The following is a 21,317-nucleotide window of genomic DNA, read 5'->3' on the forward strand; positions in this document are numbered from 1 at the left end:
TCCGGTCGGCGATACGGGCTGTCAGGGTCCGGGCATGCTGAATGAAGGTCTCCATGAGAGGTCTCCTGCTGATGAGGGTTGCCACCGTGGGGTGGTGACGGAAACGTGCGAAGCGCGGCTGAGTGGGGCGGACCGCCACGGCCGTTCTCAGCAGCGGAAGACGCAGTGCAGGACGGGGAGTTGGGCCAGTCTCGACACGGCCTTGGTGGTGTGGTGCGCCGCGGGGTGGCCGGATGGCGCCGCGGCGTCGGGCGGCTCGATGTGGGTCGGCCGCTGCGCGGGGTCGTTGCTCTCGGGGGAGCTGACGGTACGGGCGCCACCGCGGGGCTGCCCGCGCTCGGAGTCGCGCTTCTCGCGCTTGGTCTTCTCTTCTTTGGAGTCGTAGCTCGGCTTGGTCGCCGGCATGGTCGGGGAGGGCTTCTTGGCGGCGAGCGCGGCGCTCGCGCCGGCGGCCGTGGCCGTGCCGCCCAGAAGCAGCGCGAGAGCGACGGCGAGCACGGTCAGCACGGTGCGCCACAGGCGCGGCGCCGGTGTTCCGGTGCCCTTCCTCATGCCTGCCCCCCGTCGGTCGTCCCTGGTGCTACGGCCGCTCCCCAGCGTGCCGGAGCCAGGTTTCCAGTCTGATAACAAGAAATGACGCCTGGTGTCATTATTTTCCGGAGTATGGGCCGATGGCAAGGCGGATTTGCGCTGACGCTCCGGTGTGTGCTCATGCGTGCTCCGCTGCCGTGCGCGGCGCCGTCGGGGCGGTGTCACCGGTCCGGGGCGGCCGGCGGGACGACCACACGACCACCGGGACGACCGCCAGGGAGAGGACCCCGCCGGCCAGTGCCAGCACGGGGAAGCCGCCCAGCGCGACGACCAGGCCCGAGGACATGCCTCCGGTGGCGCCGGCGATCGAGATGCCGACGTCCACCAGCCCCTGCGCCGCGGCCCGGCGGTCCGGCGGAAGCGCTTCGGTGACCATGGCGGTGCCGCTGACCAGCCCGAAGTTCCAGCCGAGGCCCAGCAGTACGAGCGCCGTGGCGAGTGCCGGAACCGAGTGCGCCGGCGCCACCGAGGCGAGCACCCCGGCGGCCAGCAGCACCGGTCCGGAGGCCCCGGCGACCCACTGCCGGCCGACCCGGTCGACCAGCAGCCCGGTGAGCGGCGACGGCAGGAACATCGCTCCTACGTGCAGGGCGATGACCAGCCCGGCGGCCTGGGTGTCCTGGCCGTGCGCCAGCATGTGGACGGGGGTCATCGTCATGACGGCGATCATCACGAGCTGGGTGAGGACCATGACCGTGGTGCCGCCGATGACCGCCCGGCGCCGCGTACGGTCCAGCGGCCGGCGGAGGGTCTCGGCCGCGGTGCCGCCGGCCTCGGCGGGCGGTTCGGCGCGGGCCAGCGTCTCGGCCAGCCGCAGCGGGTCGGGCCGCAGCAGTACGGCCAGTGCGACCGCGGCCGCGCCGAATGCCACGACGGCCAGCAGGAACGGCCCGGCGAGCCGGGGGATGCCCCAGGAGTGCGCGAACTCCCCGGTGAGAGTCACCAGATTGGGGCCGACCACCGCCCCGAGGGTGGTGGCGAACAGCACCGTGCTCACCGCGCGCCCGCGCCGCGCGGGGGAGGCCAGATCGGCTCCCGCGTAGCGCGCCATCAGGTTCGTCGCGGTGCCGGCCCCGTAGATCAGCAGGCCCAGGAACAGCAGCGGAGCACTGCCGACGGCCGCGGCCGCCACCACCCCGAGGCTGCCGAGCGCTCCGGCGGCGTACCCGAGTGCGAGCCCGGGGCGCCGGCCCCAGCGGCGGCAGAGCCGGCCGATGACGAAGGCCCCGAGCGCGGACCCGGTGGTGAACAGCGCGCTGGGCAGGCCGGCCAGCCCGGTCGAGCCGAGCATCTCCTCGGCGAGCAGTGCGCCGACGGTGATTCCCGCGGCCAGCCCTGCACCGGCGAGAATCTGGGAGAAGACCAGAACCCCCAGAATGCGCCGCTGCTCCGGTATGTCACGCGGAGCCGGCGTGCTGTTCCCAGCCGTCATGGTGCCTTTCCGATCGAGCCGATAGTGACTGCTATGTCTTCGCCATGGGCTGCAGTGCTGCGATGTCCGCCAGCGGCAGGTCCATCTGCTGATGGAGGAAGCGCACGATCGTCCAATGCGGCAGTGCGCCCTCGTCGAACGGGCCGAATTCCCGACAGTACAACGGAATCCAGCGCAGTGCCTCTTCAATTACCTGTTCGCGGCCCGGTTCCTGCTGATAGTCCTCGTATGCGATGCTGCGGTGCTCGATGAAGAACCGCCCCGGCAGCCGCTCTTCACACAGTGCCCGGTACTCCCGGGTCTGCAGAATGAGGTAGTGCCAGATCTCGTCGATCTCCTGCTCGACCGGGAGGAAGAGGCCGCCGAGCCGGTCGTGGTAGCGGGAGACGAGATAGAGGTAGCGCAGACACTCGGTCACCTGGCGTGTCACGAATTCCCGTGGCAGGTCCGCGCTCTTGGCGTCGAAGTGGTCCACCACTTCGGTGTACAGCGCGTCACCGAGCAGTTCCCTGAGGTCGTCGGCGGATATCCGCGGGCCGCGGTCCATGGTTCTCCAGTGCAGGTGGGGACGGGTGCAGGCGGGGTCAGGCGTCCTCGTGGACGAGCCAGGCGTACTTCCCGGACCGTCCGATGGGGATATGCCTACGGTGTTCCAGACGGCATTTCCGTCCGGTCAGTTCACTGATTCTGTCTTCCAGTGCCGAGGCCTGGGCGACGTCCACCGGTTCACCGCTGAATGTCGTATATGTCAGCTGTGCCGCGGAATCGCCGGTCATCCGCAATTGGTAAACAAAGACATGCGGTGACTCCTCGCCGATGCAGCGGTCGAGGTCGCCCTGTGCCACTGGTCCGCGCGGGGTGCCGAGCAATTCCTTGTACCGCCCACAGAATTGCTCGATCCGCGCCGGATCCGGTGTGCCGTCCACGGTCCGTACGCAGTCCCCCGAGCGGTACCGGATCAAGGGCATATAAGGATTGCGTACGCTCGTGACGATGAGTTCGTGGAGCGTGCTTCCGGGGGCGACCGGATGGAGCTCCACGCTCATTTTGTCGAGGTACGGCCAGTAAGTGCCGCGACGGTCGCTGTAGTAGAGGTAGCCCAGTTCGGTGCTGCCGAACAGGTCGATGACCGGGCAGGCGAAGTGCTGAAGCAGGTAGCGCCGGACGTTGACCGGGGCGTATTCGTAGGCGTGGATGATGCTCGCGGGCGGCGGGAAATCGTCCCACAGCCCCCATTCGCCAACCTTTCGCACCAGATGCGCGAGGTGGTACGCGGAGCAGTCGAGGTGGTACCAGCCGCGCGGGTGCGCCTGCCGGGCGGCCTCGATCTCGGTGAGCATCCGTACCACGTCTTCGCGCTCCCACTCCGCCGGATCGAGCCGGAGGTTGAGGTAGCAGGTGCGGTCGTCGAGCCACCGGTCGTCGAGCGAGGGCACCGGCTTCGGCGGGACGCCCGCACGCGCGGCGTTGACCCGGGCGACGTGCTCCGTCGCCAGCACCGTCGTCAGGGAGAGACGTCGGCAGCCGGACTCCCAGGTCTGGGCGATATCGGGATGTTCGCGCCACAACTGGTAGTAGGAGTGCAGCAGGAAGTACGGGGGGCGGATGATCTGCATCCGGGCGTGGTTGGTGCCGGTGGAGAGCACAAACTCCGCTTCGCCGGCCTCCAGCGCCGCGGCCAGCCGGGGCGTCATCCAGTTGTCGGGGAAACCACGGGCGATCTCGGGCTTGTCGAGTACCGGGAAGTGGCCCTGCGCCACCGATGCGCGGTAGATCGGTATGTCGCGGATCTGCTCGATGATCTCGGCGGTCGGCTGACCATCCATGGCTTCCTCGTCAGGTTCGGAGCGCGGGGCCCGGGTGCGGCGGATCAGCCGCACCCGGGCCCTCGGTGGGTACGGCGGTCAGGAGATGCAGCCGGCCTTGGGCGTGGCGCTGATGCAGCCGGCCTTGGGGGCCGCGCTGATGCAGCCGTTCTTCGCCGCCTGCTGCGCGGAGTTGGCGGCGAGCCAGTTCTGCCAGACGTTGTCCTGGGCCATCTTCTTGATGAGCTGTTCCATCGGAACCTCCGGGAAGAGAGTGGGAAGGATCCCGGCATACGGGCGCTGACCTGCGCCGATGCCAACAGCACCGAAGGTAAAGGTGTGACCAAGCAGGTGTCAATGAAAGGCAATACCAGCGCGGAAGGGAAGGGTGACCGGCGCGCCAACTTTGGCTGGATCCTGTCGGTTCGATCACGGCGTGGAACCACGTGACAAAGGGTCAATTGCTGGTCTGTACCAGCCCCTTACGCCAGTCACACATGGCATTTCGGACGGGTTGTGCCGTCGAGTCCGAGCCATGGCGGTCTCGGTGGAACATGACGCGGCGGGGCCGGTGGCAGAATTCGCCGGCCACCGGCCCCGCCGCCTGCCGCCCGTCGGTCACCGGCCCTTCGCCGGCCGGCCGCGGGCGTTGCCTACGGGAGCGGCTGGTACTTGTACCCGATCCCGAACACCGTGCTGATCGAGTCGCGCAGCCCCGGCCCCAGGCGTCGCCGCAGCCGCGCGATATGGACATCGACCGTACGGGTGCTGGACTGGCAGCTGGGCCAGACCGCGGCCATCAGCTGTTCCCGGGTGAAGGCGCGCTGGGGGTGGAGCACGAGGTGGGCGAGCAGGTCGAATTCCAGCCGTGGCAGGCCGAGCTTCCGGCCTCTGATGAGGACGATCCGGGCCGCGTTGTCGATCTGTATCGGCTGCGGCCGGGCCTGGGTGCTCACCGGCTCGGGGGAGCCCGGCGGCTCGTCGCGCGGCGGTGCCAGGATGATGTGGACCTCGTCGGAGGGCAGCCGGTGCACCGAGACGGGTTCCAGGTCGTGCAGGGTCAGTTGCCACGTGCCGTCGGGAAGCCGGTCGACCGCCAGGGGTGGCCCTTCGCCGGGCCCGGCCAGTACCGGGCGGCCCAGGTCGGCGTCCGGTAGCAACGCAAGCGGGGTCGTCGAGGAGTTCATAAACATGATCTGGGCCCATTCCTCTTGCAAAGCAGGCGTGTACGGACAGACATGGCGGTGCTCGACGTTCAAGGGTGCTGAGGTGCTGTACGGCGATCGCGGCGCGGTACCGGTGCACAGGCATGGCGGCGAACCGGCACTCGTGGTGCGGTGCGTCCCAGCGGGGGCGATCGGTCCGCCCGTGTGACAAGAGCGCTCGCGCCCATGCCCGTACTCGGCCGTGACGTGGTGCGAGGTCACGGCCTCCGGTCCGGACGAACGCTACATGTGATCGCGCGCTTCCGGAAAGTAGCTTCCGCGAATTTCGGTTGCTCTTCTGCTGAATCCATGTATACGCGGCGCCAACTCGCCGATTCCGTAAGCGCGTTGGGTCCGCGCGCACCGGCTCGCGCGGTACGGACGGCGGCCGCCGCGCCGACGGCTCCGCGCGGACGTCCGGCCCGTCCCGGCTCGTCCCGGCCCTTCCCGGCCGGTCCTCACAGGTCCTCACGGGACGGGATTCCGGCTTCCGCGGTCACCGGCCCCGGGGCACATTGGCGGAATCGGAGGGGTAATCGTCCGAAGGTTTCCGGTCGCGGGGTTCCCTGAACGTGTGAATATGCCACGCAAATGGCCTGCGCTCCCCGGGGGATGGCCTATGACGGCCTTCGGCAGATCGGCCCAAGTATTGTTCCCCCTTCAAGCTCATCACGGCGAAAGGTGCGGAACCAGATATTCCAGACGGATGTTTTCGCGATGAGTTGATGATGAGTAGGGTGTGGCGCGCTGCCACCTGACCGGTGGCGGGAGCCAGCTGAATTCGGCGCGGCTGGAATGCGGTGTGGGGGATGACACCTTCGTGACCGGGAGGGGACCATGGCGGCCGACACTTTCGAGGGGCAGTACGTATGGAGTCCGGCGGCCGATGACCGGGCGCTGGCGAACGCCTGCGTCGACGTCCGGGCCGGCCGCTACTTCAGCGCTCACGAGGCGCTGTCGGAAACCCGGGGGGATTTCGAGCTGCGGGCCCACCGCTCCCTCGTGCTGGCGTCCGTGGCCGCCGACTCCGACCTGGCCGAGCGCTGGCTGTCCGAAGAGCCCGGACCGGAAGCCGCGCTGCTGTGGGCCCGGGTGGCGATGCTCCGTGCCCTGCGCATGGCCGACGCCGGTGACCAGCGGCAGCGGGCGCTGACGCGGATAGCGCGGACGGCGTGTGAACGGGCCTCGAAGGAACTGCCCGAGGACCCCACCCCGTGGGTGGCCCAGCTCGCGCTGGCCCGGCTCGACCGACCCCAGGACCCCGCGCCCCAGGGCCTGCTGACCGCGCCGACCGGACCGTGGTACCTCTTCGCCCATATCCTCCGGCTGGACGCCTGGCACCGCGAGGCGCACCACCGTTTCCTGTCGTTCTTCTTCACCCGCTACGGCGGTTCCTCCAGCGCCAGTTGGGATGTCGCCGCGTTCCTCGGCCAGCGGGCCCCGGCCGGCTCACCGCTCCGGCTGCTGCCGCTGGTGGCGCTGGTCGAGGACTACAACCCGTCGGACCTGCTCGCCAACCGGACCTGGGAGCAGCCCCAGTGGGTCAGCACGGCGCTGGGCGTGTACCACAACTGGTTTCCGCGGGTGGCCGATTACCGCTTCACGCCGGTCCTGGACCTGGCGTATCTGGCGCATGCGCTCTTCCTGGCGAAACGTGAATTCGAGGCGCGGGAAGTGTTCACAGCCATGGGGCCGTACGCCTCGCGGATGCCCTGGAGCGTCTTCGGCGACCCCGAGGAGCAACTGACCAAAGCCCGGCGCTCCTGCGGACTTCCGGTGCCGCATGCCGGCTGAGGAAGCGTGGTTGCCGCCTTCTCCGCATTCGCGGAATTCCCCCGATCCGCTCAACTCGTCAACTGCCCCCGGTATCCCCCAGAAAGGTTGCGGTTGTGTCCGAGCGTACCTCGCTCCTTCGCTCGAAATCCCCCCGGCCGGCCGACCCTGGCACGCTCGATGACGACGCCACGCTGCACGCCATGGGTTATCCGCGGAAACTCACCCGTAGATTCCGCGCATTCGACAATTTCGCCATCTCCTTCACCATCATCAACATCATATCCGGGATCTTCTCCTCCTTCGGTTTCGGAATGAATGCCGGCGGCCCCCGGATCCTGATCTTCGGCTGGATCGGGGTGTCGCTCATGGTGCTGTTCGTCGGCGCCGCGATGGGCGAGATCGCCTCCGCCTACCCGACCAGCGGCGCGCTCTACTTCTCGGCCGGCAAGCTGGCCAAACGGCACAAGGGCGCCTGGTCCTGGTATACCGGCTGGCTGAACTTCGTCGGCCAGGTCGGCGGCACCGCGGCCACCAACTTCGCCGCCGCCACCTTCATCCAGGCGTTCATCGCCATGCAGTGGCCCGCCTACGAACCCACACCGCAGCTGACCGTCTGCATCACCGCCGGCATCCTTCTCGTCCAGGCGCTGCTGAACACCTACACGGTATGGCTGGTCGCCCTGGTGAACCGGATTTCCGTGTGGTGGCTGCTGATCGGCATGGTGGTGATCGTCGGTGCGCTCACCTTTGTCCCCGAACACCACCAATCGCCCTCCTACATCACGCACTTCGTCAACAACACCGGCTTCACCCACGCCATCTACGGCGGAATGCTGGGGCTGCTCGTCACCAGCTGGACTTTCACCGGATTCGACGGCAGTTTCCACATGTCCGAGGAAACCGTGAAGGCGACGGTCAACGCGCCCAAGGGCATCATGCGGGCCATCAGCTACTCCGCGGTCACCGGGCTGATCCTGATGCTCGCCCTCGTGTACGCAATCCGCGACTACGGCAACGCCGCGAGCGCCGAGGCCCCGCCGGTGCAGATTCTCATCGACGCACTGGGCCAAAGCACCGCGAAGTTCCTGCTGTTGATCGTGATCGGCGCCATGCTGTTCTGCGGCCTCGCCAACATGACCAGCAATACCCGGCAGATCTTCGCGTTCTCCCGGGACGGCGCGATGCCCGGCTCCCGTTGGTGGCATTCGGTGTCCGCGCGCACCCGTACGCCCGTCAAGGCGGTCTGGCTCGCCGCGGCCTGCCCCTTGGTACTGGTGCTGCCCGGCTGGTGGTCACACACCGCCTTCACCGCGGTGGTGAGCGTCAATGTCGTCGGACTGTTCCTCGCCTACGGCGTCCCGATCTTCCTCCGGCTGCGGCTCGACGACTTCCAGGCCGGACCGTGGAACCTCGGCCGCTTCGGCAAGCCCGTCGCGGCGATCGCGGTGCTCTGGATCCTGATCAGCAACGTGCTGTTCATGCTGCCCCAGGCCTCCCCGATCACCCCCGCCTCGTTCAACTACGCACCCATCGCCCTGGCCGTGGTCCTCCTCATCGCCACGGTGTGGTGGTTCGTCACCGCCCGACGGCGCTTCCAGGGCCCGGTCAGCTACGGCCGTCCCGACGAACTCGCGGCCATGGACCTGATCTGAGACGTCTCCGCACCGTCCCCGCCCGACCCCGCCCCCGACCCCGAACCCGAACCTCGCCCCACAGAAGGGACGCCCCCGGCATGCCTCAGCACCCCGAAACGCACCCTGATGCGCACCGCGAAGCCCACCCCGCTGCGCACCCCGAGCCCGGCGCAGCCGACACGTTCACCGTCACCACCGCCACGCCGGACGACTGGCAGCAGGTGGTGCGCTGGGCCACCGACGAACAGTGGAACCCCGGCCGCGACGACACCGCCAGCTTCCACCCCACCGACCCGGCGGGCTTCTTCCTGGGACGCCGCGGTGACGCCACGCTCTCGTCCCTGTCGATCGTCAACTACTCGGCCGAGTACGCCTTCCTCGGCTACTACCTGGTCCACCCCGACCACCGTGGCCAGGGCCTGGGCCTGGCCACCTGGCGTGCCGCCTTCCCGCACGCCGGCGCCCGTACCGTCGGCCTGGACGCGGTCCCCGCGCAGCAGGGGACGTACAAGCGCGCGGGGTTCACCCCCGCCTACGACACCCTCCGCTACGGCGGACACCCCGCCCGCCCGGGCACACCGGCCCCGCCGGAGGTCGTCCCGGTCACCGGCGCCCACCTCGACGCCCTCGCCCGCTACGACCGGCGCTGCTTCCCCGCCGACCGGAGCGGTTTCGTCACCCGCTGGCTGACGGCCGCCGGCCACACCGCCCGCGCCTACGTCCGCGACGGCGAGATCGCCGGCTACGGAGTGATCCGCCCGGCCCACACCGGCCACCGCATCGGCCCGCTCTTCGCCGACACCCCACAGGCCGCCGAGGCGCTCTTCGACGCCCTCACCGCGACCGTCGACCCGGCCGCCGAGGTCTCCCTCGACATCCCCGAGCCCCGGCGCGCGGCCCACACCCTGGCCACCGCCCGCGGCCTGGTCCCCACCTCGCACACCGTGCGGATGTACACCGGGCCGCTGCCGTCGGAGGACCAGCCGCGCACCTACGCCGTGACCAGCCTCGAACTGGGCTAGGGACCCCTGACCAGCGTCCGAGGACGGTGGCCCGCCGTCCTCGGGCGGGCCGCCGTCCTCAGCGGTTCACATCGGGTAACCCGTCATGGCAGATACCGCTCGATGGCGCCGGGACCCTCCTCGGCGATCAGACGCCTGGCCCACTCCAGGCTCGATGGGGTGGGCTCCCGACCGGAGGCCTTCACCAGGTCTTCCGGGTCGTACGGCCGCTCACTACCGGTGTACAGCTCGGTCGGCCGGTGCAGGGCCGGCTGCTCCTTGCCATTGGTCGTCACAGGTCCTCCTCGTGTCCGCGCCCGCCGGGTCGCCGGGACCTCGCTCGGTTCCTTCATGGACCGTGGTTCCATCATGGACCGTGGTTCCGTCATGAGCCTCCCGGCAGCCGCACGACATGCGCCGCGCCCAGGCCGGCGCCGGGCCTCCCCGGACCTTTCGCCGCAGGTCAGCCGACCGCCCGCGGCGCTCCGGGGTACCGCGGCGGAAACGCCTGCTCGGTCCAGATCGTCTTCCCGTACGGCGTGTAGCGGGTGCCCCAGCGCTGCACCAGCTGCGCCACGATGAACAGCCCCCGCCCGCCCTCGTCGTCGGATGCGGCGTACCGCAGGTGCGGCGAGGTGTGGCCGGTGTCCGACACCTCGGTCAGCAGGGTCAGATCGCGCAGCAGCCGCAGGTGCAGCGGCCCCGCGGCGTGCCGTACGGCATTGGTGACCAGCTCGCTCACCGTGAGTTCGGTGGCGTACGACAGCTCCTCCAGCCCCCACTCCCGCAGCTGCCCGGTCGCCAGTTCCCGGGCCGTGCCCGCCGCGGCCGGCTCGGCGGGCAGCTCCCAGGCCGCCACCTGCCGGGTGTCCAGCTCGCGGGTGCGGACCAGCAGCAGCGCCGAGTCGTCGTCGCCCGGCCCGCCCGGCAGCAGCGCGTCCAGCGCGCGGTCGCACAGCTCCTCCAGCGGTCTGCGGTGCTCGCCCAGCACCCCGCTGAGGATCTCCAGCCCCTCGTCGACGTCCCGGCCACGGGCCTCGACCAGCCCGTTCGTGAACAGCGCGAGCAGGCTGCCCACCGGCAGCTCCAGTTCCAGCGACTCATACGGCAGGCCCCCGAGCCCCAGCGGCGGGCCGGCCGGCAGCTCCGGGAAGCACAGGCCGCCCCCGGCGTCGACCACGGCCGGCGGCAGATGGCCGGCCCGTGCCATGGTGCAGTGCCGCGAGACCGGGTCGTAGACCGCGTAGAGGCAGGTGGCGCCGGTGGCCACGTCGTCCGGGCCGGCGTCCGCGCCGACCGTGTTCGCCCGGCCCCCGGCGGTCTGGCCCACCAGGTCGTCCAGCCGGCTGAGCAGTTCGTCGGGCGAGAGGTCCAGCTGAGCCAGCGCGCGTACCGTCGTCCGGAGCCGGCCCATGGTCGCCGCCGCCTGGAGCCCGTGCCCGACCACGTCCCCGACCACCAGCCCGACCCGGGTCCCGGAGAGCGTGATGACGTCGAACCAGTCCCCGCCGACCCCGGCTCGCTGGTCGCTGGGCAGATAGCGGTACGCCAGGTCGACCGCGGACTGCTCGGGCAGATGCTGCGGCAGCAGGTTCCGCTGCAGGGTCAGCGCGGCGCTGTGCTCCCGGGTGAAGCGGCGGGCGTTGTCCAGGCACACCGCCGTACGGGTGACCAGCTCGTCGGCGAGCGCGATCTCGTCCTTGTCGAAGAACGCCGGCTGTTTCCGCCGTACGAACGTGACCAGCCCCAGCGCGGCGCCACCGGTCCGCAGTGGTACGACCATGGAGCCCTCCGCGCGCACCATCCCGCCCGACGACAGGCTCCGGTACGGCAGCGAGCCCGGCGGGTACTCGATGCGGTACGGGCTGTGCGGCACCCCGTCCGGCGGGTCACCGGCGGAGCGGGTGGCGACCCGGACCAGTGCGGGCAGCCGGCCGTTGCCCGCTTCCGGCTCCTCGCCCGCCAGCACGGACCGGACCAGGTCGACGGTGACCGTGGCGGCGAAGTCCGGGACCGCCACCTCGGTCATCTCCCGGGCGGTGACGGTCATGTCGAGGGTGGTGCCGATCCGGGTGCCCGCCGCGACCAGCAGGTTCAGCCGGCGCTGCGCCTGGTAGCGGGCGGTGATGTCGAAGGCGTCCTCGCACACCCCGATCACCTGCCCGCCGGCGTCGTGCAGCCGGTAGTAGGAGCACGACCAGACGTGGTCGGGGCCCGGATCGGAGGGCTGCTGCCCGACGAAGTGCAGATCGAGGACCGGCTCGCCGGAGTCCAGGACCTGGCCCATCACCGCGTCCAGAGTGTGCGGATACCCCTCGGTCACGAACTCCCCGTCCGGGTACAGTTCCTCGGCCCGGGTGCCGAGGAACTCCCGCAGCGGCAGCCCGATCTCCTTCACAAACGCGGAGTTCGCCCAGGTCAGCCTGAGGTCCCGGTCGTAGATGCCCAGCCCCACGGGGGACTGGGTCGCCAGCCCCTCCAGCATCGCCTGCTGGGACTCCCACACCTGCTGGGCATCCAGGCGGGCCGCCACCAGGATGCGGGCCGGCGTCCCCGCGGGGGCGCGGGCCGCGACGCTCAGCGGGCAGACGGTGACCGCCACCGGCAGCAGCCGGCCGTCCCGGTGCCGTGCCGTACGCGGTTCGCTGCCGCTGAGCGAGGCCTCCGGCGGCCCCTCGGACCACACGGGACCGGCCGCCTCGGCGGCCGGCAGGAACGTCTTCAGGGGGCGGCCGATGATCTCCTCCGGCGAGTACCCCAGAAGCCGCCTGGCCGCCGGGCTCCACCCGACGACCAGATCCCGGGCATCCAGCACCGCGGTGGCCGCCCTGGTCACGTCGAGGGGGCCACGGGAGCCGACCTGCTCCGCCGCGTTCCCTGCGTTCATCGCATCAACCCAGCCCGTTCGGTACCTACAGCATCGATCCTGATCAAGACCGGCACAACCGCGCTGCCCGGCGCTCCCCTCGCTGTCCCTTGGTGCGGGGCGGCGGGGGCGCTGGCACAGTGGGAGGGGGTGCGAGGGAGGGGGGAAGCGACGGGAGGCGGATGTCATGTCGGCCGACGGCCTCACGACTCCGGCACGGGGCGCTCCGTGCTGGGTCAGCCTGATGGCCCGCGATCTCCAGGCCGCACAGGAGTTCTACTCCGCCGTACTGGGCTGGCGCTTCCGCCCGGCCAGCCTCGGTGAGGAGTTCACCGTCGCCATGGCGGACGGCGAGGCGGTGGCCGGCATCGGCGCGCTCGCCCGGAACTTCCGGGTCGCCGTCTCCTGGACCTCGTACTTCGCGGTGGAGGACGCCGACGAGACCGCGGACCGGATCCGCGAGCGGGGCGCCACCGTCGCGGTCGGCCCGATCAAACTCGGCCCCGGCCGGGCCGCCCTCGCCGCCGACCGGGACGGCGCCGCCTTCGGCTTCTGGGAAGGGCAGACGCTCGCCTGGTCGGTCGGGAGGGGCAACGCCCCGGCGTGCCTGGAGCTGCGCACCCGGGACGCCTTCGAGGCCGCCATCTTCTACGCCGAGGTCTTCGACTGGGCCTCGGAGGAGCCCGGCGGCTGCGCGGTGACCTACGAGCACGACCAGGTCATCGTCCACGACGGTACGCATGTCGTCGCCACCCTGCGCGGCGGCGCCGTCGAGGCCGCCCCGGACCCGCGGGTCCGGCCCCGCTGGCACGTCCACTTCCCGGTCGACGACATCGAGAAGGTCGTCGCCGCCGCGGTGGCCGCCGGCGGCACCGTCACCCCCGTCACCCCGACCGCCGACGGCGAGAGCGTCCAGGCCGTGATCCGCGACCCCGACGGCGGACTCTTCACCGTCACCGCCCCGGGCTGACGGACCGCCCGCGGTCACCGACCCCGCTCCGGCTCCAGCGGCGGACACCACGAGGCCTGCGTCCGCCCGCCGACCCGGCCGCAGAACCCGGCCTGGACCGGCCGGCCCGTGTCGTCGATGTGCTGCACGGACAGCAGCTTGTCCAGCGGGACCTGGCGGTCCACGTCACCGCCGAAGCTGATGATGCCGCTCGCCCCGTCGAGCGCCTTCTGCCCGTGCACACCGCTGATCGCATGCCAGACGGCCGGCGGGGTCAGCGGCATCGCCGCGGCCTGCTCACGCAGCTGCTTGACCGCGTTGACGTACAGCTTGACGGCGTCGAAGCCGAGCGCCGCATGCCCGTCCAGCGAGGAGCTGGGCACCTTCGCGCACTCCTCGGGGAAGATCCGGCCGAGCTCCGCGTACAGCTCGCTGGTGCCGTCGCAGCGCGCCGAGCCGAGGGTGAAGTCCAGGAAGTCGTAAGGGATTCCGGGGTACTGGACGCGGCGTTCCGCGTCGGCGGCCAGCCGCGCCACATCGTCGCCCCCGACGAGCACCGGCGGGTCCGAGTGGCAGGACTCGTTGACGCCGCCGAGCAGCGACTCGAAGTCCTCCGAGCGGCCCGCGAAGAACACCACACCCTGGTACGAACAGGTCCGCCGGCCGACCGTCCCCGGCCCCGGAGCATCCGAGGCGGGCTCCTCGCCCGGCGGCGGAGGCGGCGTGAACAACGTCTTGGCGGCCGCGAAGCCGCGGGCCCGGAACTCCTGCGCGACATCCTCGCCGAGGGACCTGCTGTAGGTGTCGCTGGGGTCGGCGGAGCTGATGATCCGCACCGTCCGGACCGGCTTCTTCGCGCCCGGGCCCACGAGGTGGTCGGCGTACGCGGCGGCGACCTTCGCCTCCCGGCTGTTCTGCGGCGACACCTGGAAGTACATCGGGGACTGCCGGACCAGCGAATCCGCGGACAGCGTCGTGGCCACCATCGGCAGCCCCGCCGCGGTCAGCCTCCGTATCGTCCGGTTGGTCGCCTCGCGGCTCTGGTCGAGCCCGGTGACCCCGACGATGGACGGATCCTGCTGCCGGAGCCGGTCCAGGATGTCCACCGCCCGTGTGCCGAAGCGCATCCCCGATCCGGCGTTGGCCGGGAAGATCCGCAGAATCGGCTCCCCGGGGCCGGTGCCGCGCAGCTGCCGGGACTGGGCGCTGGCCGCGCCCTGCAGCGCCTCGCGCCCGTAGGCGAGCTGACCGGTGGGCTTGCCCGTGACGCTGAGCAGCGCGGACAGGTGGACGAGGGTGACGAACGGGCGCTCCGGCGCGGCCCGGTGCAGCTCCTCGGCGCGCCGGTTCTGCGCGTAGACGGTCCGCAGGGTCTTGTCGAGCGCGGGGTCGGGGGAGTGGAAGGTGAAGCCGTACCGCGCCACCCCGATGCACTCGCCGGTCTCCGCGGTCCACAGCGTCTCCGCGTCCTCGTCGAACCGGCTCAGTCCGCAGTGCTCCTGCCGGTAGGCGCGTTCGGTGCGCAGCACCAGACCGCCGCCGCCCAGCAGCGCGACGGCCACCGCGCACGTCACCACCAGGGACACCGCCCGGCGGGCCCATAGCGGCGGTTCGGGGATCCGCAGCCGGGCGTCCTGGGCGACCTCCAGCCGGCGGGTCAGCTCGTAGCTCTCGTCGGACGGCGGCATCAGCGGAGGCACCGTGACCGGCAGGTACCAGGGCGCCCGGTTACGGGCCCGGCCCTGATGGAGGAAGGTGTCCCGCCAGCCGCCGTACAGCCGCTCGGAGAGCTCCCACAGCGAGCTGTGGCCCCAGTCCGCCCGGATCCGGGTGCCGTCGGCGGGCGGCTCGGCGCCGCAGCTGATGACCAGCAGCGGGTCGAAGGCGCCGGTCTCGTTGCGTACGTCGATGACGGCCCGCAGCAGCGGATAGCCGCAGTTGTCCGCCGCCACGCCGTCGAGCAGCGCCACACAGTACGCGGTGCGCCGGGCCGTACGGGGCCGCCAGAAGCGGCGGCGGAACGCCACCCGCAGGTCCTCCAGGAACGCGTTGACCATCAACTTCCGCAGCTGGTCCGGGTCTTCGGCCTGGTTGTGCGGGGTGGTCAGCCGCTCGGCGAACCCGATGAAGGTGCCCGGGTCGCGCGGTGCGAGGTAGGGCTGGTTGAGCAGCCAGCGGTACTCGCGGCCCAGCCCGCGGCGGATCCGGAACCACGCGAGGGGGAAGACATGGACCGCGAACAGCCATACCCACCACGGCACTTTGCCGTCCACCGCGAGCTCGGTCTCCGGGGAACGCAGCAGCCCGAACATCCGCCGGCGGCGGAACTCCCGTTCCCGCAGGCCCTGCAGCAGGGTGTGGTCACCGCCCTCCATGTCGCCGGAGCGGCCGGTGTCGTCGCTCGCGCCCTCCTGTGTCAGCCAGTTGACCAGGCCGAACCGGCGGAAGCGGACCCGTCCGTCACTGCCGTTGACGCTGAGGGCGAGGCCCTGGGCCAGCCGCTCCAGGGCGCGGCGGACCGCTTCGACGGACTCGGGGCCGGACGACGCGCCGCCGGCCCCGAGGTCGTGCACCACATGCGGCACCCGTCGGGGGTCGGCGTGGCTGAGGAAGTAGCTGATGCCCTTGGCGAGCTGGGTGTGATCGTCCCCGGCGACCAGGCAGATCACCGGCAGGCCTTCACGCCCCTGCGCCACTCCGCGGTGCCGCACCGGCTCGGGGCACTCCCGGCGCCGTGGCCGGCGCACCAGGTCGGCGATCAGGCGGAGCAGATGTCCGGCGCCGCGGAAGACGGGGATCTGGGAGGAGAGGGGGGAGGGGAGAGTGGAATCGAGTTCGTTCGATGCCATGGTGCCCCTGAGGAAGGGTCGGAGTAGGGCGACAATTCTGACACCGTCCCGCGGGCGGTCGCTATGGTTCCGGCACACTCAGGGGCCCCAGGCGTCTCGGTGAACTCCCTTTCTTCTGAGGTCAGTTCAGCGACATCGGCGCGTGGGGCGAGGTGCTGTCGCCGGGCCCGCCGCTGCCCGTGCCGCTGCCGCCGCCGGTGCTGTCGCCGTCCCCGCTGCCGATCTGCGCCCCCGTGGCCGCGAGGGCGGCGGGGACGGGCTGGAAGAAGGTCTCGCCGCCCTGGGTGCAGTCACCGCTGCCGCCGGAGGTCAGTCCGACGGCCGCGTCGCCGGAGAACATCGCGCCGCCGCTGTCGCCCGGTTCGGCGCAGACATCCGTCTGTATGAGGCCGCTGACGATGTCACCGTTCCCGTAGTTCACCGTGGCGTCCAGGCCGGTCACGGTGCCGTCGTGCAGCCCGGTGGTGGAGCCGGACCGCTGCACTCTCATGCCGACGGCGGCCTCCGCGGCCCGGGTGATCGGCCGGGTGCCGCCGTTGCCCAGGCCGACCGCGCTCTGCGGCCGGGCGCCCGGATCGTCGTAGGTGACGAGGGCGAAGTCGGTCCGCGGGAACCGGGAGTCGGCCACCGTACCCAGCGGCCGGCCACCGCCCTGCTCCGCCGACCAGGTTCGGGAGTCGTTGCCGCAGTGCCCCGCGGTCAGGAAGGCCGGGGCGCCCTGGACCGTCACGTTGAAGCCCAGCGAACAGCGGGCGCCGCCACCGAAGATGGCGCTGCCGCCGACCGGCCCGGCGGCCGCGCCACCGTCCCCAGGACCGCCGTCGCCGCCCGGACTCCCCGTGACCGTGCCTGCGCCGTCGAACCCGTCGAACCCGTCGAACCCGTCGGACCGGTCGAACCCGTCGAACCGCTTGAACTCGCCCCGGGAACGTCTGACGGTGACCATGTCCGCACCCAGCTTGTCGGTGACGCCGGTGAGCGTGGCCATCCTGGCGCCGGTGACCGTCCGGTCGGCGAGCACCACGATCTTGTTGGTCGTGGGGTCGATCGACCACGCCGTACCGGGCACCGCGGCGGTCTCGCGCAGCGTCCGCGTACCGGACCTCAGCGCGGTCAGACTGTTGCGCACGACCCTGGCCACCGCGCCCTTGGCCCGCACGCCCGCGGCATCGTCCTCGGACAGCACGTTCATCACCAGGTGGCCGTTCGCACCGTCCAGGTACCAGCCGGCGGCCCGGTCGTCCCCGATGTCCGCCTTCAGGGCGGTCGCCAGCCGGCCGGCCGCGGGGGCGCTGAACGTCCGCGGGGCCGTGGGCCGGTCCGTGCTCGCACTGGCGTCGGGGAGCAGGATCGCCGCGCCGGTGATCGCGACCGCGGCCGCGCCGGCGACGACGCCCGTCCGCTTGTTCACATGTCGGTGGCTCACGTCATGACCTCCAGGGACGCACAGGACGACGCACACGGAGGCCGCGGTGCGTCGCGCCGGCACCCGTGCGGGGTTGCTCCCCAGTCCTACGCAGCCCCGCCCGCCCCGTCGCGTGGCCGCTCAACCTGTGATGAATTCCGGCGTGGGCGAGGGCGGCGCCCTACACTCCCGGGCCTGGCACTCCCGGGCCCGGCCCGGTTCCGCGCGGGGCCCGTCCCGCCCCGGTCCGGACGGGCGTAAAGGCCAGCTGTGACCGTGCTTAAGAAATCCTCGATGGACCTGGCGCCCCGGATACGGGAGATTTCCTGACGGAGATCGGGCGGCCGGGGTGTGCCCCCGGCAGGTCACTCTTTCTTTCGGGAGCCGTAGCGGTGAAGGCACTGGTCAAGCAGAAGGCGGAGCCGGGCCTCTGGCTCGCGGACGTGCCGGAACCGGCCGTCGGCCCGGGGGACGTCCTGATCAAGGTGCTGCGCACCGGCATATGCGGCACGGACCTGCACATCCGCGCCTGGGACGGCTGGGCCCAGCAGGCCGTGGCCACCCCGCTGACCCTGGGGCACGAATTCGTCGGCGAGGTGGTGGAGACCGGCCGCGACGTGGCCGACATCAAGGCCGGCGACCTGGTCAGCGGCGAGGGACACCTGGTCTGCGGCAAGTGCCGCAACTGCCTGGCCGGCCGCCGTCACCTGTGCCGCGCCACGGTCGGCCTCGGCGTCGGCCGGGACGGTGCCTTCGCCGAGTACGTGGCGCTGCCGGCCGGCAATGTGTGGGTCCACCGGATCCCGGTCGACCTCGACATCGCCGCGGTCTTCGATCCGTTCGGCAACGCCGTGCACACCGCGCTGTCGTTCCCGCTGGTCGGCGAGGACGTCCTGATCACGGGAGCCGGGCCGATCGGGATCATGGCGGCGGCCGTGGCCCGGCACGCCGGCGCCCGCAAGGTCATGATCACGGACGTCAGCGAGCCGCGGCTGGAGCTCGCCCGCAAGATCGGCGTCAGCCTCGCGCTCAACGTCGCCGACCGCACGATCGCCGAGGGCCAGCGCGAGCTGGGCCTGCGGGAGGGCTTCGACATCGGGCTGGAGATGTCCGGACGGCCCGAGGCGATGCGCGACATGATCGCCAACATGACGCACGGCGGGCGGATCGCCGTCCTCGGCCTGCCCTCCCAGGACTTCCCCGTCGACTGGTCCCGGATCGTCACCTCCATGATCACGATCAAGGGCATCTACGGCCGGGAGATGTTCGAGACCTGGTACGCGATGTCCGTGCTGCTCGAAGGCGGCCTGGACCTCTCCGCCGTGATCACCGGCCGGTACTCCTACCAGGACTTCGACGCCGCCTTCGACGACGCCGCCAGCGGCCGCAGCGGCAAGATCATCCTCGACTGGACCGCCTGATCCTGCCCCGGTCCGCCTCCGGGCGCCCCGCCCCCCGCCCCGTCGGCCCCACTCGCCTTCACGCACCCTCAGGAGACCCCATGCTCGACTCCGTACGCGACGAACTGCGCACCACCCTCGACGAGATCCGCGCCGCCGGACTGCACAAGCCCGAGCGGGTCATCGGCACCCCGCAGTCCGCCACCGTGGCGGTCACCGCGGGGGGCAATCCCGGTGAGGTGCTCAACTTCTGCGCCAACAACTACCTCGGCCTCGCCGACCACCCCGAGGTCATCGCCGCCGCCCACGAAGCGCTCGACCGCTGGGGCTACGGTCTCGCCTCGGTCCGCTTCATCTGCGGCACCCAGGAGGTCCACAAGGAACTGGAGCAGCGCATCTCCGGCTTCCTCGGCCAGGAGGACACCATCCTCTACTCCTCCTGCTTCGACGCCAACGGCGGTGTCTTCGAGACCCTGCTCGGTCCGGACGACGCGGTGATCTCCGACGCCCTCAACCACGCCTCCATCATCGACGGCATCCGGCTCTGCAAGGCCCGCCGCTTCCGCTACGCCAACCGCGACCTCGCCGACCTGGAGAACCAGCTGAAGGCGGCCACCGAAGGGGGCGCCGGCCGCAAGCTGATCGTCACCGACGGCGTCTTCTCCATGGACGGCTATGTGGCACCGCTGCGGGAGATCTGCGACCTCGCCGACCGCTACGGCGCCATGGTCATGGTCGACGACTCGCACGCGGTCGGCTTCGTCGGCCCCGGCGGCCGCGGCACCCCCGAACTCCACGGCGTCATGGACCGCGTCGACATCATCACCGGCACCCTCGGCAAGGCGCTGGGCGGCGCCTCCGGCGGCTATGTCGCGGCCCGCGCCGAGATCGTCGCCCTGCTGCGCCAGCGCTCCCGCCCGTACCTGTTCTCCAACTCCCTCGCCCCGGTCATCGCCGCCGCGTCCCTGAAGGTCCTCGACCTGCTGGAGTCGGCCGGCGAGCTGCGCGAGCAGCTGCACGCCAACACCGCGCTGTTCCGCACCCGGATGGCCGAGGAGGGCTTCCACATCCTCCCCGGCGACCACGCCATCGCCCCCGTCATGATCGGTGACGCCGCCGAGGCGGCCCGGATGGCGGAGCTGCTGCTGGAGCGCGGCGTGTACGTCATCGGCTTCTCCTACCCCGTCGTCCCCAAGGGCGAGGCCCGGATCCGCGTACAGCTGTCGGCCGCGCACTCCACGGACGATGTCAACCGCGCGGTGGACGCCTTCGTGTCGGCGAGGTCCGCGATGGCGGCCGAGGCGAAGTCCGCCGACTAGTGGCCGCGGCCTGAGAAAATGGCCGCATGATCGAAGCACGCCGGCTGCACATCCTGCGAGCGGTGGCCGACCACCGTACGGTCACCGCCGCGGCCGCCGCGCTCTATCTCACCCCGTCGGCGGTCTCCCAGCAGCTCGCCGCCCTGGAGCAGGAGACCGGACACCGCCTGGTGGAGCGCGGCGCCCGCGGGGTACGGCTGACCCCGGCGGGCGACATCCTGCTCACCCACGCCCATGCCGTCCTCGCCCAGCTGGAACGCGCCGAGTCCGAGCTCGCCGCGTACGGCTCGGGCGAGGCCGGCACGGTGACCGTTGCGGCCTTCGCCACCGGCATCTCCCTGGTCGTCGCGCCCGCGATCACCGCACTGGCCCGCTCCGCGCCCGGCATCCGGGTCCGGGACGCCGAGGGAGACGCCAGTCTGCGGATGGTGCTCGACCGCCAGGTCGACGTGGCGGTGGCCGTCGAGTACCGCGGCGCGCCCCGCGAGGACGACCCCCGGCTGACCCGGGTCCCGCTCTACGCCGAACCGTTCGACGCCGTCCTGCCACCCGGGCACCGCCTCGCCGACGCCGACCGGGTCGCGGTCGCCGACCTCGCCGACGACCCCTGGATCGGCCCCTACCCGGGCAACCCCTGCCATGACGTGGTCGTCCTGGCCTGTGAGTACGCCGGCTTCCAGCCCCGCCTGGAGCACTCCTCCGACGACTTCCGCGCGGTGGTCGCGCTCGCCTCGGCCGCGGCCGGAGTGGCTCTCGTCCCGCGCTCGGCGCTCCGCGACATGGACCTCACAGGCGTGACGGTGCGGCCGGTCGACGCCGCGGCCCCCACCCGCCGGGTGTTCGCGGCGGTGCGGCGGGGGGCGGAGGAACATCCTTTGTTTCGGCAGGTGCTCTCCGAACTTTCCGCTGCCCTTGGCTGACCTCCCACGTTGTTGGCTTTCTCGCCGTTGCGCCTGCGGCGGGCTGTTTTCCGCTGCGCGGGGCTGTACGTCACGGGTGCGCCCCTCCGGACTGGCGTCCTGCGGTGCGCCCCCTCCCGTGGGTGGGGGATCTTGTGGGTGGGGGTGACCGTGATCCCGTACGTG

General features: G+C 71.4%; 17 protein-coding genes. 7 read left to right on the forward strand and 10 right to left on the reverse strand.

Going from position 1 to position 21,317, the window contains the following annotated elements; all coding sequences use genetic code 11:
• Nucleotides 1-147: 147 nt before the first annotated feature.
• From AZE13_RS26615 to AZE13_RS26635, 6 genes are all read right to left on the reverse strand, one after another.
• Complete coding sequence (locus AZE13_RS26615) at nt 148-552, reverse strand: hypothetical protein (RefSeq protein ID WP_066937221.1); 405 nt, start codon at nt 550-552, stop codon at nt 148-150.
• A gap of 157 nt (nt 553-709) precedes the next feature.
• The gene (locus tag AZE13_RS26620; protein WP_066937224.1) at nt 710-2,023 is read right to left on the reverse strand and encodes an MFS transporter; all 1,314 of its coding nucleotides are present in this window, start codon (nt 2,021-2,023) and stop codon (nt 710-712) included.
• A 31-nt stretch (nt 2,024-2,054) separates the two neighbouring features.
• The gene (locus tag AZE13_RS26625; RefSeq protein ID WP_066937227.1) at nt 2,055-2,570 is read right to left on the reverse strand and encodes a hypothetical protein; all 516 of its coding nucleotides are present in this window, start codon (nt 2,568-2,570) and stop codon (nt 2,055-2,057) included.
• A 37-nt stretch (nt 2,571-2,607) separates the two neighbouring features.
• Nucleotides 2,608-3,849 carry a hypothetical protein gene (locus tag AZE13_RS26630; RefSeq protein WP_066937485.1) on the reverse strand — a complete coding sequence of 414 codons (1,242 nt, stop codon included), beginning with the start codon at nt 3,847-3,849 and terminating at the stop codon, nt 2,608-2,610.
• 78 nt (nt 3,850-3,927) lie between these two features.
• Nucleotides 3,928-4,083 (reverse strand): hypothetical protein, encoded by a 156-nt coding sequence (locus AZE13_RS37120; RefSeq protein WP_018091721.1) that lies wholly within the window; start codon nt 4,081-4,083, stop codon nt 3,928-3,930.
• Nucleotides 4,084-4,481: 398 nt separating this feature from the next.
• Nucleotides 4,482-5,021, reverse strand: a complete 540-nt coding sequence (locus AZE13_RS26635) for a winged helix-turn-helix domain-containing protein (protein WP_258528008.1) — start codon at nt 5,019-5,021, stop codon at nt 4,482-4,484.
• An 849-nt stretch (nt 5,022-5,870) separates the two neighbouring features.
• Between AZE13_RS26635 and AZE13_RS26640 the strand changes: the two genes are divergently transcribed.
• From AZE13_RS26640 to AZE13_RS26650, 3 genes are all read left to right on the forward strand, one after another.
• Nucleotides 5,871-6,827, forward strand: coding sequence for a hypothetical protein (locus AZE13_RS26640; RefSeq protein WP_066937230.1), 957 nt, complete (start codon nt 5,871-5,873; stop codon nt 6,825-6,827).
• Nucleotides 6,828-7,009: 182 nt separating this feature from the next.
• Nucleotides 7,010-8,461, forward strand: a complete 1,452-nt coding sequence (locus AZE13_RS26645) for an amino acid permease (RefSeq protein ID WP_066937492.1) — start codon at nt 7,010-7,012, stop codon at nt 8,459-8,461.
• A gap of 80 nt (nt 8,462-8,541) precedes the next feature.
• Nucleotides 8,542-9,465 carry a GNAT family N-acetyltransferase gene (locus AZE13_RS26650; RefSeq protein WP_181690453.1) on the forward strand — a complete coding sequence of 308 codons (924 nt, stop codon included), beginning with the start codon at nt 8,542-8,544 and terminating at the stop codon, nt 9,463-9,465.
• A gap of 83 nt (nt 9,466-9,548) precedes the next feature.
• Here the strand turns inward: AZE13_RS26650 and AZE13_RS26655 are convergent, their stop codons facing one another.
• On the reverse strand, nt 9,549-9,740 hold the full coding sequence (locus tag AZE13_RS26655) for a hypothetical protein (RefSeq protein WP_066937233.1): 192 nt from the start codon (nt 9,738-9,740) through the stop codon (nt 9,549-9,551).
• A 167-nt stretch (nt 9,741-9,907) separates the two neighbouring features.
• Complete coding sequence (locus tag AZE13_RS26660) at nt 9,908-12,331, reverse strand: SpoIIE family protein phosphatase (protein WP_066937237.1); 2,424 nt, start codon at nt 12,329-12,331, stop codon at nt 9,908-9,910.
• A 166-nt stretch (nt 12,332-12,497) separates the two neighbouring features.
• Between AZE13_RS26660 and AZE13_RS26665 the strand changes: the two genes are divergently transcribed.
• Nucleotides 12,498-13,280, forward strand: coding sequence for a VOC family protein (locus AZE13_RS26665; RefSeq protein WP_066937240.1), 783 nt, complete (start codon nt 12,498-12,500; stop codon nt 13,278-13,280).
• A 14-nt stretch (nt 13,281-13,294) separates the two neighbouring features.
• On the opposite strand, the gene AZE13_RS26670 is transcribed toward AZE13_RS26665, so the two are convergent.
• Nucleotides 13,295-16,108 (reverse strand): ABC transporter substrate-binding protein, encoded by a 2,814-nt coding sequence (locus AZE13_RS26670; protein WP_066937243.1) that lies wholly within the window; start codon nt 16,106-16,108, stop codon nt 13,295-13,297.
• Between the two features lie 121 nt (nt 16,109-16,229).
• On the reverse strand, nt 16,230-17,534 hold the full coding sequence (locus AZE13_RS26675) for a S1 family peptidase (RefSeq protein WP_258528009.1): 1,305 nt from the start codon (nt 17,532-17,534) through the stop codon (nt 16,230-16,232).
• Nucleotides 17,535-17,905: 371 nt separating this feature from the next.
• Between AZE13_RS26675 and tdh the strand changes: the two genes are divergently transcribed.
• The 3 genes from tdh to AZE13_RS26690 all read left to right on the forward strand — a co-directional run bounded on the left by tdh (nt 17,906) and on the right by AZE13_RS26690 (nt 21,152).
• A complete protein-coding gene (gene tdh / locus AZE13_RS26680) occupies nt 17,906-18,934 on the forward strand; it encodes an L-threonine 3-dehydrogenase (RefSeq protein ID WP_066937249.1) in 1,029 nt (342 codons plus the stop codon).
• 80 nt (nt 18,935-19,014) lie between these two features.
• A complete protein-coding gene (locus AZE13_RS26685; RefSeq protein ID WP_066937252.1) occupies nt 19,015-20,232 on the forward strand; it encodes a glycine C-acetyltransferase in 1,218 nt (405 codons plus the stop codon).
• Nucleotides 20,233-20,258: 26 nt separating this feature from the next.
• Entirely contained in the window at nt 20,259-21,152 is an 894-nt protein-coding gene (locus AZE13_RS26690; protein WP_066937254.1) for a LysR family transcriptional regulator, read from the forward strand.
• Nucleotides 21,153-21,317 lie beyond the last annotated feature (165 nt).

It is taken from the genome of Streptomyces sp. NBRC 110611, assembly GCF_001590865.1.
Lineage (GTDB): Bacteria > Actinomycetota > Actinomycetes > Streptomycetales > Streptomycetaceae > Streptomyces.